Annotated in this window: 14 protein-coding genes; 3 read left to right on the plus strand and 11 right to left on the minus strand. The window is 38.7% G+C overall.

Going from position 1 to position 14,356, the window contains the following annotated elements; translation table 11 throughout:
* Positions 1–18 precede the first annotated feature (18 nt).
* The 10 genes from KUV80_RS04580 to KUV80_RS04625 all read right to left on the minus strand — a co-directional run bounded on the left by KUV80_RS04580 (position 19) and on the right by KUV80_RS04625 (position 9,489).
* Entirely contained in the window at positions 19–681 is a 663-nt protein-coding gene (locus KUV80_RS04580) for a 3-oxoacid CoA-transferase subunit B (RefSeq protein WP_222461484.1), read from the minus strand.
* On the minus strand, positions 624–1,355 hold the full coding sequence (locus KUV80_RS04585) for a CoA transferase subunit A (protein WP_222461485.1): 732 nt from the start codon (positions 1,353–1,355) through the stop codon (positions 624–626). Before KUV80_RS04585 ends, KUV80_RS04580 begins: the two co-directional genes overlap by 58 nt.
* A gap of 14 nt (positions 1,356–1,369) precedes the next feature.
* Positions 1,370–2,737: an aspartate aminotransferase family protein gene (locus tag KUV80_RS04590; protein WP_222461486.1), complete on the minus strand. Its 1,368-nt coding sequence runs from the start codon at positions 2,735–2,737 to the stop codon at positions 1,370–1,372.
* A 72-nt stretch (positions 2,738–2,809) separates the two neighbouring features.
* Positions 2,810–3,082 carry a YokU family protein gene (locus KUV80_RS04595; protein ID WP_222461487.1) on the minus strand — a complete coding sequence of 91 codons (273 nt, stop codon included), beginning with the start codon at positions 3,080–3,082 and terminating at the stop codon, positions 2,810–2,812.
* A gap of 14 nt (positions 3,083–3,096) precedes the next feature.
* Positions 3,097–4,524, minus strand: coding sequence for a lysine 2,3-aminomutase (ablA, locus tag KUV80_RS04600; RefSeq protein ID WP_222461488.1), 1,428 nt, complete (start codon positions 4,522–4,524; stop codon positions 3,097–3,099).
* A 168-nt stretch (positions 4,525–4,692) separates the two neighbouring features.
* On the minus strand, positions 4,693–6,093 hold the full coding sequence (locus KUV80_RS04605) for a sigma-54 interaction domain-containing protein (RefSeq protein ID WP_222461489.1): 1,401 nt from the start codon (positions 6,091–6,093) through the stop codon (positions 4,693–4,695).
* 62 nt (positions 6,094–6,155) lie between these two features.
* Positions 6,156–7,016, minus strand: a complete 861-nt coding sequence (ablB, locus tag KUV80_RS04610; protein WP_222461490.1) for a putative beta-lysine N-acetyltransferase — start codon at positions 7,014–7,016, stop codon at positions 6,156–6,158.
* A gap of 89 nt (positions 7,017–7,105) precedes the next feature.
* Positions 7,106–7,702 carry a trimeric intracellular cation channel family protein gene (locus KUV80_RS04615; RefSeq protein ID WP_222461491.1) on the minus strand — a complete coding sequence of 199 codons (597 nt, stop codon included), beginning with the start codon at positions 7,700–7,702 and terminating at the stop codon, positions 7,106–7,108.
* A 74-nt stretch (positions 7,703–7,776) separates the two neighbouring features.
* A complete protein-coding gene (locus tag KUV80_RS04620; RefSeq protein WP_222461492.1) occupies positions 7,777–8,607 on the minus strand; it encodes a PHP domain-containing protein in 831 nt (276 codons plus the stop codon).
* Positions 8,608–8,658: 51 nt separating this feature from the next.
* On the minus strand, positions 8,659–9,489 hold the full coding sequence (locus KUV80_RS04625) for a sulfurtransferase (RefSeq protein ID WP_222461493.1): 831 nt from the start codon (positions 9,487–9,489) through the stop codon (positions 8,659–8,661).
* A 97-nt stretch (positions 9,490–9,586) separates the two neighbouring features.
* On the opposite strand from KUV80_RS04625, the gene zwf reads away from it, so the two are divergent.
* Both zwf and KUV80_RS04635 read left to right on the plus strand, forming a co-directional pair.
* On the plus strand, positions 9,587–11,089 hold the full coding sequence (gene zwf / locus KUV80_RS04630; protein WP_222461494.1) for a glucose-6-phosphate dehydrogenase: 1,503 nt from the start codon (positions 9,587–9,589) through the stop codon (positions 11,087–11,089).
* A 2-nt stretch (positions 11,090–11,091) separates the two neighbouring features.
* Positions 11,092–11,703: a cyclase family protein gene (locus tag KUV80_RS04635; protein WP_222461495.1), complete on the plus strand. Its 612-nt coding sequence runs from the start codon at positions 11,092–11,094 to the stop codon at positions 11,701–11,703.
* Between the two features lie 42 nt (positions 11,704–11,745).
* Here the strand turns inward: KUV80_RS04635 and KUV80_RS04640 are convergent, their stop codons facing one another.
* Positions 11,746–13,083: an MFS transporter gene (locus KUV80_RS04640; protein ID WP_425308204.1), complete on the minus strand. Its 1,338-nt coding sequence runs from the start codon at positions 13,081–13,083 to the stop codon at positions 11,746–11,748.
* 86 nt (positions 13,084–13,169) lie between these two features.
* On the opposite strand from KUV80_RS04640, the gene KUV80_RS04645 reads away from it, so the two are divergent.
* Complete coding sequence (locus KUV80_RS04645; protein ID WP_222461497.1) at positions 13,170–14,327, plus strand: aminotransferase A; 1,158 nt, start codon at positions 13,170–13,172, stop codon at positions 14,325–14,327.
* Positions 14,328–14,356 lie beyond the last annotated feature (29 nt).

A 14,356-nucleotide genomic window follows, 5' to 3' on the forward strand; every position in this document is an offset into this window, starting at 1 on the left:
TCCTAACCCTCCTTTTTGCTATTTAAAAACAGAAATCTTTTCATCCACAATTATGTGTGCACCTGTTGTGTTTACCACATCATTAACCGTATAAGGATTCATAATTTCCCGTAAGATCAATTGGCCATCCTTACATTGAAACACGGCTTTTTCGGTAATGATCATATGTGCACCTTTCTTTACCGTAAGAGGCAGTGAGCATTCCTTAACGATTTTTGGGTTACCGAACTTATCCGTATGGTTCATCAGTATGATGACTTTTTTTGCTTTTTGAGCAAGATCAATTGCCCCGCCCATTCCAGGTACTCTTTTCCCTGGAACGATCCAGTTTGCGATGTCTCCTGTCTCACTTACTTCTAAAGCACCTAGAATGGTGACATCAAGAAGGCCCTTTCTGATGATGCCGAAAGCGGTAGCACTGTCAAAATAAGAAGCACCTGGCTGGATGGTAACCGGATAGCCCCCAGCATTTGACAAGTTCCCATCTTCTTCTCCATTCTTGGGAGATCCGCCCATGCCTAAAATTCCATTTTCAGTATGGAGCATAATATGTAGTTCTTGAGGAATGTAATCAGCCACTAGTGTCGGGATTCCGATTCCAAGATTAACAGTCATCCCATTCTTTATTTCGAGTGCTGCCCTTCTCGCGATTCTGTGCCTGGTTTCAATTCCCAAACCCATTTCCAGTCCACCCCTTTACTTTGAATGATGTAATCTACAAAAACTCCTGGTGTTATGACTTCCTCAGGATTTAAAGAACCTACAGGCACAATCTCTTCTACTTCAGCAATCGTGATCTGTCCCGCAGTAGCGACTAATGGATTTGTGTTTCTCGCACTCTTGTCATACACAAGGTTTCCATACAAATCTGCTTTTTTTGCATAAACAATTGAAACATCAGCCGTTAAAGCAGTCTCAATCATATATTCTTTTTGATTCACTTGAACTTTCTGTTTGTTGGCTTCTACAACAGTACCTAATCCAACATCAACTAAAATGCCGCCAAGTCCCATACCTCCTGCTCTAATCTTCTCAGCAAGAGTTCCTTGAGGGACAAATTCAACGTCTAGAGATCCATCCTGCATTTGTTTACCTGCCTCAGGATTTGATCCAATATGTGATGCAATGAGTTTTTTTACACGTTTTTCTGTGATCAGTTTTCCTGGTCCTATCCAAGGAAAACCCGTGTCATTGCTTATTAGAAAGATATCGTGTATATTTTTTTCCAATATAAGATTGACTAGGGTTGGAGGAGCACCTACTCCTCCAAAACCGCCAATCATCAGTGACATTCCGTTAAAAAAATATTGAGAAGCACTCTCTAAGGAAATTTGTTTATTTACGGTTTGCAGCATATTCCACACCTCTTTCAACTCGTGGCTTCAGTTATATATAAACCCTCAGAGATTAATTGATTCGTTAATTCATTAATCGCTTGATCAAGAATATCTATCATGTCACTAATTTGTTCTTTCGTTACAGTCAAAGGTGGAGAAACAAGTATAGAATCTCCTGAAAAACCTGTTACACCGCCGACTGCCGGATAAACGAGCAATCCTTTTTCAAAGCAAATGGCTAAGAGCCGCTCCGTTATCTTGCTTGCCAGTTCAAAAGGTTCCCTTGTCATGGGGTCTTTTACGAGTTCAATCCCACATAATAAACCTTTGCCTCTAACGTCCCCAATTAATGAATATTTCCATTGCAAGCGTTGTAATTGAACGAGTAAATGGTCTCCCATTATAGCTGCATTTTCTTGTAAGTTATTTTTTTCCATATAATGCAGTACGGCTAGACATGCTGCTGCGGACTGAGGATTAGCACTAAATGTATGGCCACTCATTACAATTTTGCTTCCAGACTCAATTACGTTCATAATACGGTCTGAAACAAGTGTCGCAGCCATAGGGGTATACCCTGCGCTCATCCCTTTTCCAAGCGCGATAATGTCAGGCACGACATTCCAATGTTCCATTGCGAACATTTTTCCTGTTCTACCCATTCCCGTCATAACTTCATCAGCGATCATTAGAATGTTATATTTGTCACAAATCGCTCTGATTTTTGGATAATATTCATCTGGTGGAACGATTGCGCCGCCTGATGCTCCGATGACCGGTTCCACAATAAAAGCCGCGATTTGATCAGGGCCTAAAGCTTGAATAATACTTTCCAATTCATCGGCACATCTGACTTTGCAGCCTGGATAAGCATCTTTTAACGGGCATTGATAGCAATATGGTGCTGGAGCTACAGGTAAATCCTGTAGAAGCGGAGTGAATCGCTGTCTCCTTAGCTGATGGCCTGACATGGATAATGCTCCTAAAGTTATTCCATGGTAACTGGTCCATCTTGATAAAACCTTTGTTTTCGTAAAGGTACCTTGTTCTTGAAAATATTGAATCGCAATTTTCAAAGCAGTTTCTGTAGCTTCTGAACCACTATTTACAAAGAAGACAGAATTTAAATCTCCAGGAGCACTCTCAGCTAATTTTTCAGCGAGAAGTTCTGCAGCATCACTTGTAAATTGTGACCGATACACGAAAGATACATGCTTTGCTTGATTCCACATCGCTTCCGCAATTTCATCAACACCATGACCAATATTGGCAGTAATGGCACCTGATGAACCGTCAATATATTGCTTCCCATTTTTATCGTATAAATAAATTCCTTTACCATGGCTAATAACGGGATATTCATTACCGAGAACCGGTTTAATGAGATGTGACTTTCTCATAAAAAGGCTCCTTCCTCATGGGGTTAGAAAGGAAATGTCTAAGAACAAGACATTTCCTCCACTTAAGTGTTGTTATAGCTTAAAATAATTTTTCTTTAAAAATCTGGGTATGTTCATTAGTTCAGTGTAGGATATCGTTGAATCGATTTTCTTGGTATCTATTAGCATAAGCTGATCTTCAATTTCATCTACTATATGGTCTTCTTGATATTCCATCCCACAAGAAGAGCAGGAAACAGAAGGTATTACGGTTATTTCTACGGCCCTGGATCCATCTGGTAATTCCCAATAACCTGTTAAGCCAGTTTGCTCTGCTTTCTCATTCTCACACCATAAACACTTCATGTTATCCTCCTTCCTTATGCATTCTTTTGTTCTTCAGCAGACACTGAAACTCCTTCGACTTTCTCTTGTTCAAATTTATATTTTTTCTCTTTAAGCTCATCACGTTTGTCTCGTTTATCTTTTAACGAACTATGTTCTGGGTTAGAGTCATAATCTTCTCTTCTTTCCAATCGTTTCAACCCTTGTGGTACCAAGTTGAATGCTTCATCCCGCATAAGAGCAGAAACACCGATTGCCGGTTTAATATGACCTGTGCCCATCACTTCATTAAAGTAGGCATCTGCTCTTCCTGCTTGATAGTTTTGCGGTTCCGGATAGGAAGTGATCACTCCCTCAAAGTTTCGCAGTACAACTTTCTCAGGAGATTGAGAGATTAAATAATTTGGCTGAACAGCTATTTTTCCTCCTCCGCCTGGTGCATCGACTACAAAAGTAGGAACTGCATAACCAGAGGTATGGCCTCTTAATCCTTCAATAATCTCCAGTCCTTTTGAAACCGGGGCACGGAAATGTCCGATTCCTTCTGATAGATCACATTGATAGATGTAATAAGGACGTACTCTGATCTTCACCAAGTCGTGCATTAATTTTTTCATTATAGGAACGCTATCGTTGATGCCTGCTAGTATGACAGACTGATTTCCTACAGGAACACCAGCGTTTGCGAGCATTTCGCAAGCTCTTTTTGACTCTTCTGTTATTTCAATGGATGTATTGAAATGTGTATTTAACCATACAGGATGATATTTCTTTAAAATATTGCACAAGTTTTCAGTAATTCTCTGCGGAAACACAACTGGTGCTCGTGTCCCGATGCGGATAATCTCTAGGTGAGGAATTTCTCTTAGATTCTTTAATATATATTCTAAAATGTTGTCATTAATTAATAGTCCGTCGCCACCTGATATCAGGCAATCCCTCACTTGAGGGTTATTACGAATATAATCAATGGCTCTGTCAAGCTGCTTTTTGGGAACACCCATTCCGATTTGGCCGGAAAACCTTCTTCGCGTACAATATCTGCAGTACATCGAGCATTGGTTAGTTACCAGAAACAAAACACGGTCCGGATAACGATGAGTAAGCCCTGGTACTGGAGAATCTTCATCTTCATGCAATGGATCTTCTAAATCATATTTTGTTTTTAATATCTCTTTTCCGATTGGGACGGACTGCATTCTGATTGGGCATCTAGCATCATCTTGATCCATCAGCCAGGCATAATAAGGAGTAATGTTCAACGGAATCGTCATTGTTGAAATTTTTACGCCTTCCTCTTCTTCTGGGGTTAGATTAATAATTTTCTTTAAGTCTTTTAAGTTTCTAATCGTGTTTGTAAGCTGCCATAGCCAATCATTCCATTGATCCTCGGTTACGTCTTTCCACAACTCAAATTCTTTCCAATGTTTCTTTGGTTTAAATAATCCATTAACTACCGGCATTTTTGATGACCTCCTTTATTTCTACATCTTTACTAACTTGCAAGTTTCATGCCAAATTAACTGAAATTTCCGAATATGTGTGTTTGCCCTTTAGTTTATGCATCCTTTGTTGTTTTCGAGCCTCTCTCAATAAATTGGTATAAGAAAAACCGCCCAATATTAGGCGGCTTATTTTTGTTTTATTTTATATTGTAGGGTTTGCCTCGGTACTTGTAATATTTTCGCAGCTTGTTGAATGTTGCCTGACGTCTGTTTCAAGGCCATTTGAATAATTTGTTGTTCATACTCTCCAATCGCTTTTCGTAATGGTGGGACGGTAACGTGTTCAGGAGGTGTATGTTGTAGAAGAGATTTATGTGAACGTAACACATGCTTTGGTAACAAATGAACTTCTATCAACCTGTCGTTTTCAGCAAAATTCATACAATGTTCGATGGCATGTTTTAGTTCCCGTATATTGCCTGGCCACTCATAGCCAGTGAGAACCTGCTCGGTTTCAACGGACAGCCCTTTAATATTTTTATGAAAAGACGCGTTCAATTCGTTAATAAAATGTTCTGTTAAAAACAGGATATCACTTTTTCTCATTCGCAAAGGAGGCAGCTCTAGAAATACAACATTTAATCTATAAAATAAGTCCTGTCTTAACATTCCTTTTGCGATACATGTCTCAGGTTCTTCGTTAAGAGCGGATATAATACGCACATCAACTTTGCGAGATGCCGCACTTCCGATTCTTTGCACTTCCCCTTCCTGAACAACACGAAGCAGTTTTGCCTGTAAGTCGATCGGCATGGAGTTGATCTCATCTAAAAATAAGGTCCCGCCATCTGCAAGTTCAAATACTCCTGCTCTGTCAACTGCTCCTGTAAAACTGCCTTTTGTGGTGCCGAATAGAATGCCTTCAAGTAAAGGACCAGGTATAGCTGCACAGTTTTGAACTACAAAAGGATTTACTTTCCTTGTGGATGCATTATGAATGGCTTGGACAAACATTTCTTTACCCGTTCCAGTCTCACCATAAATCATGATCGGAGAGCTAGTTTTAGAAGCTTTTAAACAATGTTCCTTTAACTGAACGAACTCATGGTCATTTGTGAGGATGTCCGAAAAATTATAAGACGCAAACGTGTGTTTTGCTGCATTCTTTTTTGTGCTTTTCATTCTCGCTTGCAAATCGAGTAACTGATGTGAAAGGTTTCTGATCTTGGAAATATCTTTTGCTACTTCAACAGCTCCAATCAGTTCGCCATCCAGCCAAAGAGGTAAGGTTGAATTTACGGTATCAATCTTTATACCTTTTCGATTCGTGTAGGATTGGTGCTGATCGTAAATCGGTTTTCCGGTTTGGATCACTTTTAACAAAGTGCTAGTTTCTTTCGTCAAAGATGGAAATGCATCTAATACATGATAATTATGAACTTCATCAGGTGTTAAACCATCAAGTGAGGCAGCAATTGTGTTATAAAATATAGTCATTCCATTTGCATCTACAACATGAATACCTTCATCTATAGTACTTAATATTGCTTTTAATGTTTCAGCTGTTTCCAGTGATCCAGAAATCATAAAGCCTCACCCCTTTTGATGCTGAATAATTGTCATTATGCGCCGAAAAATCGGCATTACATTTACATCGTTCTTGATAAGTCCTTCACCCAGATATTCATATCTTCATATTTATTAAAGATCTTACAATTATTTGTTAATCGTCCTTTATATTGATACTCTTTTTGATAAAATACAGCATTCATGCCGAAAGACAAAGCGCGTGCAATAGAATACGAACAATAAATACCCCTATTGAAGAGTTCCTTTTCCAGTTGATCTATAAGGTGCTTCATGAGACCGTACTTACGATGTTCAATTAAAGTTGCACAATCAGTCAATTCAGCATTGTGATAGGTTTCATTTACATCTGCTGATGCCGCACTTACGATTTTATTTTCATGAGTAATCAAACAATACAAAGTGCCTGTTCTAATCATTTTTAAGACATATTGAGGGTCATCCATCGGTGTCGGATATACTTCAAACACATGCCCATACAAATCTGCTAGCCCTTTTGCATCTTGTTCATCAGCCAGTCTCATAGAATACCCATTAGGAAGTGGCTGGTACAGTGTGGGTTTTGATAAATTCGTTACATCATTTAAGATTTTATCTTCTTCGATCCAGTAATTGCTGTTTCTTCTTTCGTTGCTATAATACTTGCACATAGCGACAGCCGATGCACCATTGAAGTATCCCGTGAACTCACCTTCGTAATGGAAGCCTTTTTGGAGCCAATATAAATAGTCTTCTTGACGGGATTTAATAATCACTTTATGAAAGGTGTTTTTTGATATAACATCCTTCATCCATTTCTCTAAAACTTCAGCATTCCCGCGATAATCATCAATTCGGAGACGTTCGCTGTAATAGTCGAAACAAACCTCTGCTGTGAATTGTGGTTGCTGAATTTTATGGTTTTCATAATAAGTGGTATGCATGTGTTAATCCCTCCTGTCTCTAACTACATATCTTCCATACGAATGCAATTTATTCCTGCACAAAAAAAACCACCCCGTAGGATGGCTCTTTATAATGCTCTATGCGGAAGCTTCCAATTAAATTTAACAGATAACATCCTGAATAAGACGAGACACACAAATAAAATCATGTATTGTAATGTACCGCTTACCATGTTGAGACCTACAATCAGTCCGCCGAGAAGAGCCCAAACTGCATAAATTTCTTCTCGTAACACGACAGGCTTCCTTCCAGCAAGAATATCCCGAATCATTCCGCCGCCTATTCCTGTTAAAATAGCCGCAACAATGATAGCGCTCATTGGATGATTCATATTTGATGCTGCGATTGCTCCCTGAATAGCAAATGCAGAAAGGCCTATGGCATCAAAGAAATGTAAACTTCTTTTTGAATATTGAATAAAGTGTTCTGGCATGAAGAACACGATTCCCATCGCTACAAGAGCTGATTTCAGCAGCATGCCTTGTTCCCAAATCGTATCTACAGGAAGGCCGATCAAAACATTTCGTATTATTCCTCCGCCAAACGCGGTTACTAATCCTAATATAAAAACGCCAAGCAAATCATAATCTTCTTCCATTGCAACTAAAGCACCTGAGATGGCAAAAGCGATCGTACCAATAATGTTTAATAAATCCCAAGTCAAACTCGTAACTTCCTCTCTTGATTCAATCATTCTCCGTATTGAATCTTATAAGGTTATGAGTCACCTGGCAAGCATTATTTGCGTTTATTCTTAAGTTTTTCTAAAACATTGATTGGAACGCTGCAGCTTCCAAGATCACCATGAAATACTTCTCCATTTCGAAAACCGTGAAAATCACTTCCTGCTGTTTTGATTAGTGAATAATCTTCTGCTAATTTTTTGTAATGGGTCACTTGTTCAATCGTATGATCTGGATGACAACATTCCAGACCAACTAAGCCATTTTCGCATAACTCGGGAATCAATTCATCTGCGTCATAAATGCCAGGGTGTGCTAAAACAGGTACTCCATTTGCATCACGAATGATCTGAATAGCTTCAATAGGTGAGATACGTTCAGTAATAGCAAAAGCCGCTTTCCCTTTTCCTAAGTACTTATCAAATGCTTCAGGCAGTGAGTTAACAACACCTTTTTCCATCAAGATTTCAGCAATATGCCCTCTTCCGACGTTACCTTCCCCATGTCTTTTATCTTCCAGCTCTGATTCATGAATGTGGATCCCTAACTCATTTAATTTTTGAAGGATCATCTTATTTCTCTTATTTCTTACAGACGCAAGTTCTTTTAATTTGGATAAGAACGCTTGATTTTTGTAATCAATATAAAACCCTAACACATGGATATCTTGGCCATTGTACAAGGTACTAATCTCAATTCCTGGAACGCATTCAAAGCCTTCATGTTTGTTTGCTTCAAACAAAGCTTCCTCAATTCCATCTATCGTATCGTGATCCGTGATAGCAATGCCATTCAGACCCTTTGCAATGGCTCGCTGTATGTTTTCTGAAGGGGAAAACGTCCCATCTGATGCGGTTGTGTGGGTATGCAGATCGACTTGTTTCAAATGTATAACTCCTTTTTAAAGAATAAGTACGGTACGTGAAATTATTCGTAGTTAATTTGTTTCGATTTCATGTTCTTTATGACTAATCCAATCGCTCCAACTACCTGCATACAATACCGTTTTTTTCATGCCTAGCTCATGCATCGCCAATACATTTACACAAGCTGTTACTCCAGACCCGCAATAAACAATATGGTGAGAATGGTTCATGAGATCTTTATACATTTTCTCTAACTCATTTTTCTCTTTCCACCAACCGGGAGAAACAAAATGTGATTCCCAGGGGATATTTATTGCTGTTGGAATATGCCCTGCTTTATGATCGATCGGTTCTTTAATCCCTTTATATCGAATTGGTTCTCTTGCATCTATAATCTCCGTTTTTACTTGATTCATTACGCTCATTACACTATCTTTAAAAGCCACCATTTGATCATTTACATTCGGTATGAATTCAGCATCTCGTTCCTTAGGCATTTTACTTGAGGTAGCATACCCTTTTTCCTTATAGTGTGTGTAGCCACCTTGCATAACGAACACTTGATCATGTCCAAGATATTTCAACAGCCACCACAATCGAGAGGCAAATGCGCCTGATTGATCATCATACGCGACAATAATTTTTTCTGAGTCTACTCCACAACGGCTTAAAAATTGTGATAGTATGTTTACGGAAGGTAATGGATGACGTCCACCATGAGATAAGACAGGTCCTGATAGATGCTTTTCAAGATCAGCATAATAAGCCCCTGTTATATGATCTTGTTTGTATTGTTCGTACCCTTTTGCTGGATCGGCAAGAGAAAAGCGGCAATCCAAGATGACAACATGATCATCATTAAGTTTAGTGTTCACCCATTCAGGGCTTACTAAATTGGACATAATAAAACCTCCTTATCGTGATGTATTAACGTTAATTTATCATCATGTAGGGAAAACTTATAATCATAAGAACAGATAGAAAGAAGTGACTGACAAAATGATACATAGCATTCCTAATGCCTCTATTGTTATTTTTGGAGCAACCGGTGATCTTGCTCACCGAAAACTCTTCCCTGCTCTATATCAATTGTATCAAAAGGGACTAATGAAAGAGAACTTTTCTGTAGTAGGTGTTTCCAGAAAAGATTTTTCACATGATAAATTTCAACAAGATGTTGCTGAAGCGATCAGTGAGCACACTCCAGGGACTGATAATGAAAAAGTAAAAACATTCGCATCCCATTTTTATTATCTTAAGATGGATGTTACGAGCGAATCAAGCTATCACGAACTTGAAGAACTTTTAAATGTACTTGACAGAGATTACCATACAAACGGAAACCGCCTCTATTATTTGGCGATGGCACCCCGATTCTTTGGAACCATCCCTACTTTCTTAAAATCTGAAGGAATTACAAATACGGATGGCTGGCAGCGTATCGTAATCGAAAAGCCGTTCGGACACGATCTACCATCCGCTACTAAGTTGAATGAAGAAATTCAGCAGAGCTTTGGCGAAAACGATATCTATCGCATCGATCATTACCTTGGAAAAGAGATGGTGCAAAATATACAAGTAATCAGGTTTGGCAATGCCATTTTCGAGTCAATCTGGAACAATAAATACATCGACTCGGTTCAAATTACTTCAAGTGAAACACTAGGAGTTGAAGACAGAGCCGCCTATTATGAAAAATCTGGTGCTCTGCTAGATATGGTTCAGAACCATATGTTGCAGATGGTTATGATGATTGCAATGGAGCCGCCAGGAGAATTAAAACCTGAGCATATACGTGATGAGAAAGTAAAAGTTCTTCGCTCATTACGGTTTTTTAACGAAGAGGAAGTTAGAAAGAATGTGATTCGTGCTCAATATTCAGCGGGTTCATTAAAGGGTGAAGACGTTCCAAGCTATCTCCAAGAAGATAATGTTGACCCACAATCGGAAACAGAAACATTTGTTGCAGCCAAACTTTTTATTGATAACTTTAGATGGACAGGTGTCCCCTTTTATATTCGCACTGGAAAACGCATGGCAGTAAAATCGACTGAGATTGTTATTCAATTTAAGCAAGGGCCAATGGCTCTCTATCATGCGAAAACCGAAAAATACCAGCCTAACCTGCTCAGAATTCATGTTCAGCCAGATGAAGGAGTAAGTTTAACGCTAAATGCTAAACCAAAAGGAGATACTTCTGATCTATTGCCGATTGATATGACTTATAACAATAAATCGACGACTGACATGAACTCACCTGAAGCTTATGAAAAGCTGCTGCATGATTGTTTGTTAGGAAATTCAACGTATTTTACCCGTTGGGATGAAGTAGCACTTAGCTGGGAATTCATTGATCGGATCACTTCAGCTTGGCAAAATGGAACTGGAGCACCGATTACTTTCTATCCTTCCGGAAGCATGGGTCCAGCAGAGTCAGATAATCTTTTGAATACAGATGGACTTTCCTGGTGGGAACCGACAAAAGTTAGAGAGGACGTATAAGAATGAAAGTATATGATGTATCTTTACCTATTTTTGAGGGAATGCCCGTTTACAAAAACAAACCTGAAAAGCAGCCTTCATTCTCTACCTCACAGAACGCACATGTGACAGAAACGAGAATTGCCATGGATGTTCATACCGGAACGCATGTTGACGCACCTCTTCATATGGTGCCTGGCGGAGATACAATCGAGACTCTTCCGTTAGAAAAACTAGTTCGAAAAGCTAAAGTGATCGACCTCACAAGTGCTGTCGATTCCATAAAAGCTACGGATTTATCCGGTAAGGATATTCAAAAAGATGATTTTGTATTGTTTAAAACAAAAAATTCATGGGATTCTGAATTTAATTTTGATTTTATTTATGTAAATCATGAAGCAGCTAAAACACTTACTGAGATCGGAGTTGCAGGTGTAGGAATCGATGCACTTGGTGTAGAACGTGCACAGGAAAATCACCCAACGCACAAACAATTATTCCAAAACGATTGTATTATTATTGAAGGGCTGCAATTAAAGGATGTTCCAGAAGGTGAATATTTGATGGTAGCAGCACCCCTAAAGATAAGAGGACTTGATGCTTCACCTGCACGAATCGTTTTAATACAAGAGTAAAAAAAACAGCGTGGGAATCTTCCCTCGCTGTTTTTCATTTCATTAATCAAGGGCTGGTTTAAACTTACTTGAAGGTTTTTTATCTTTATTCCCCTTCTCTCCCCCGTCCTTTTCTTTTTCAGGCTTTATCGCAAAAAAGGCTGCAATTGCAGCTAGGACACTGACCCCTGCTGATGTAAAAAAGACCATTTCATGTGAAGAACGCATTAATATAGCATAGATCGGCGGTCCTAAAGCTACCCCTACAAATCTCATGGAGCTATAGATAGATGTAATCGTTCCTCTCGCTTCTTTTTCTATTCCCTCAGTAATTAAGGCATCTAAACTTGGTAGTGCCGCTCCAATCCCGATTCCAGCAATAAATAACGAGCCTAACAAAAAATAGACGTTCTCTGTAAATGTGATTAAAAACACAGATCCACCTAATATAACCATTGATATAAAGGTACACCATTTCATAACGACTTTATTTTGTTTAATCCTTTTTCCTGCTATATAAGAGGAAATGGATAAAGCTAATAGCGGAACGGCTAAGACCAGCCCTTTCATGATGCCTTTAATACCGTATTTTTCTTCTAGGATCGTTGAGAGATAAAACAATATGCCGAAAAGAACAAACATAATTATTCCACCAATAAAAAAAATAGCCATCAGCCATCTGCCTTCATTATGAAATATTTGTTTAATGTTCTTTAAGAATTCTTTAAATGGCTGCTTTTCTTGTTCCTTTTTTGGCACTTTTACCAAAAACATAACCAATATGATAGAAAGTAAACTAAAAACAGGGATTAACCAAAAAGGTAAAAACCAAATAATCGTCGCTAAAAACGCCCCTAAAATGGGACTTATAACCTTCCCTATCGTGTTAGAGGTCTCAATAAGACCAAGTCCGGAACTAACTTCTTCCTCATTATTAAACATATCCCCTACAAGAGGCAGAACAACAGGTGCAGCTCCTGATGAACCTACCCCTTGTAGAAATCTTCCAACAAGAATAATCATAAAGGCGTTATCAGCTTGCCAAGCTGCCCAACCTGATATCAATCCACCTATCCCAGCAATGAAAAGACTTGGTATAATTACTTTTTTTCGGCCAAATCGATCTGAAAGGTAGCCGGCGATAGGTATTAATAAAATGGCGACAATGGAATACACCGTAATGATCATTGAAACTTGAAAAGAAGTAATATTAAGTTCCTTTTCAATTTCAGGAAGTACGGGTATAAGCATTGAATTCCCCAATGTCATGACAAGTGGAATTGATGCCAGTGCGAGTAGGTCCCACTTTTTCTTTGCTTCCATAATTTCCTCCACAAGCGTACTATTACATTCTTTAGTATTGTATAAAGTAATCAAACCATACGGAGAAAATCCACCCATTGACTGCAGAAAGCATTTAAAGCTACACTAAGTGGAAAAGTTCCCGTTCATATACACTCTAATGAAAGAAGAAAGGAAGTCATTCTTTGGAACATTTATTGAACAGCCGAGCAAGATCCATTCAAATATCAGGTATTCGCAAATTTTTTAATGAAGTAGCGAAATACCCAAATGCAATCTCTCTTACACTTGGACAACCCGATTTTCCAACTCCTATTCATGTTAAAGAAGCTGCGATTCAGGCAATACATAATAATCAAACGGTCTATTCACATAATGCGGGATATGAAGATTTAAGAAAAGCTGCTTGTACATATGTTTTTGAAAAATATGACTTACAATATGATTTTGCAGATGAAGTAATCGTAACAACTGGAGCAAGTGAAGCGATCGATATTTCTTTAAGAGCTATTTTGTCGGAAGGCGATGAAGTATTACTTCCTTCACCCGTATATCCTGGATATGAACCCGTAATTACGTTATGCGGTGCGAAACCTCTATATATCGATACAACAAGCACCGGATTCAAGGTCACTCCTGAACAGATCGAACAATCCATTACAAATAAAACAAAGGCCATCATACTTCCATTCCCTTCTAATCCTACAGGTGTAGTACTTGAAGATGCTGAATTAACAAGGCTTGCTGATTATTTGTGCAAAAAGGATATTTTTGTACTATCAGATGAAATATATAGCGAACTTCGATATAACGGAGTGCACCGGTCAATCGCGTCATTTGAAGGGATGAGAGAAAAAACATTTGTCATTAACGGCCTCTCCAAATCACATAGCATGACAGGTTGGAGGATCGGTTTATTGTTCGCACCGAAAGAAATTCTTCAACATGTCTTAAAAATACATCAATATAACGTGACTTGTGCCTCTACTATCTCTCAGGCTGCCGCCCTTGAAGCATTAGTAAATGGTAAGGATGATGCCCTTCCCATGGCCAGAGAGTATAAGAGACGATTAGATTATTGCTACGACAGACTTCAAAAGATGGGATTGAAGTTTGAAAAACCAAACGGAGCATTTTACCTTTTTATCAGCATTAAACAGTTCGGGTTAACTTCCTATGATTTTTCCTTAAAGCTTTTAAAGCAAGAAGGCGTTGCAGTTGTACCTGGTGATGCTTTCTCCTCTCTTGGAGAGGGTTATATTAGAATTTCTTATGCTGCTTCCCTTTCTCAGCTTGAGATCGGAATGAACAAAATTGAAAGTTTTATTAAAAGTATGACTTAACTGCCCTAAACTGGGCAGTTTTTTCGAAT

Origin of the sequence: Fictibacillus nanhaiensis, assembly GCF_019801215.1 — a bacterium.
Lineage (GTDB): Bacteria > Bacillota > Bacilli > Bacillales > Fictibacillaceae > Fictibacillus > Fictibacillus nanhaiensis_C.

Bases quoted from the DNA above. Each gene is read 5' to 3' on its own strand.
- KUV80_RS04580 (WP_222461484.1), bottom strand. From the start codon at position 681: ATGGGTTTGGGAATTGAAACCAGGCACAGAATCGCGAGAAGGGCAGCA.
- KUV80_RS04585 (WP_222461485.1), bottom strand. From the start codon at position 1,355: ATGCTGCAAACCGTAAATAAACAAATTTCCTTAGAGAGTGCTTCTCAA.
- KUV80_RS04590 (WP_222461486.1), bottom strand. From the start codon at position 2,737: ATGAGAAAGTCACATCTCATTAAACCGGTTCTCGGTAATGAATATCCC.
- KUV80_RS04595 (WP_222461487.1), bottom strand. From the start codon at position 3,082: ATGAAGTGTTTATGGTGTGAGAATGAGAAAGCAGAGCAAACTGGCTTA.
- ablA (WP_222461488.1), bottom strand. From the start codon at position 4,524: ATGCCGGTAGTTAATGGATTATTTAAACCAAAGAAACATTGGAAAGAA.
- KUV80_RS04605 (WP_222461489.1), bottom strand. From the start codon at position 6,093: ATGATTTCTGGATCACTGGAAACAGCTGAAACATTAAAAGCAATATTA.
- ablB (WP_222461490.1), bottom strand. From the start codon at position 7,016: ATGCATACCACTTATTATGAAAACCATAAAATTCAGCAACCACAATTC.
- KUV80_RS04625 (WP_222461493.1), bottom strand. From the start codon at position 9,489: ATGTCCAATTTAGTAAGCCCTGAATGGGTGAACACTAAACTTAATGAT.
- zwf (WP_222461494.1), top strand. From the start codon at position 9,587: ATGATACATAGCATTCCTAATGCCTCTATTGTTATTTTTGGAGCAACC.
- KUV80_RS04635 (WP_222461495.1), top strand. From the start codon at position 11,092: ATGAAAGTATATGATGTATCTTTACCTATTTTTGAGGGAATGCCCGTT.
- KUV80_RS04640 (WP_425308204.1), bottom strand. From the start codon at position 13,083: ATGGGTGGATTTTCTCCGTATGGTTTGATTACTTTATACAATACTAAA.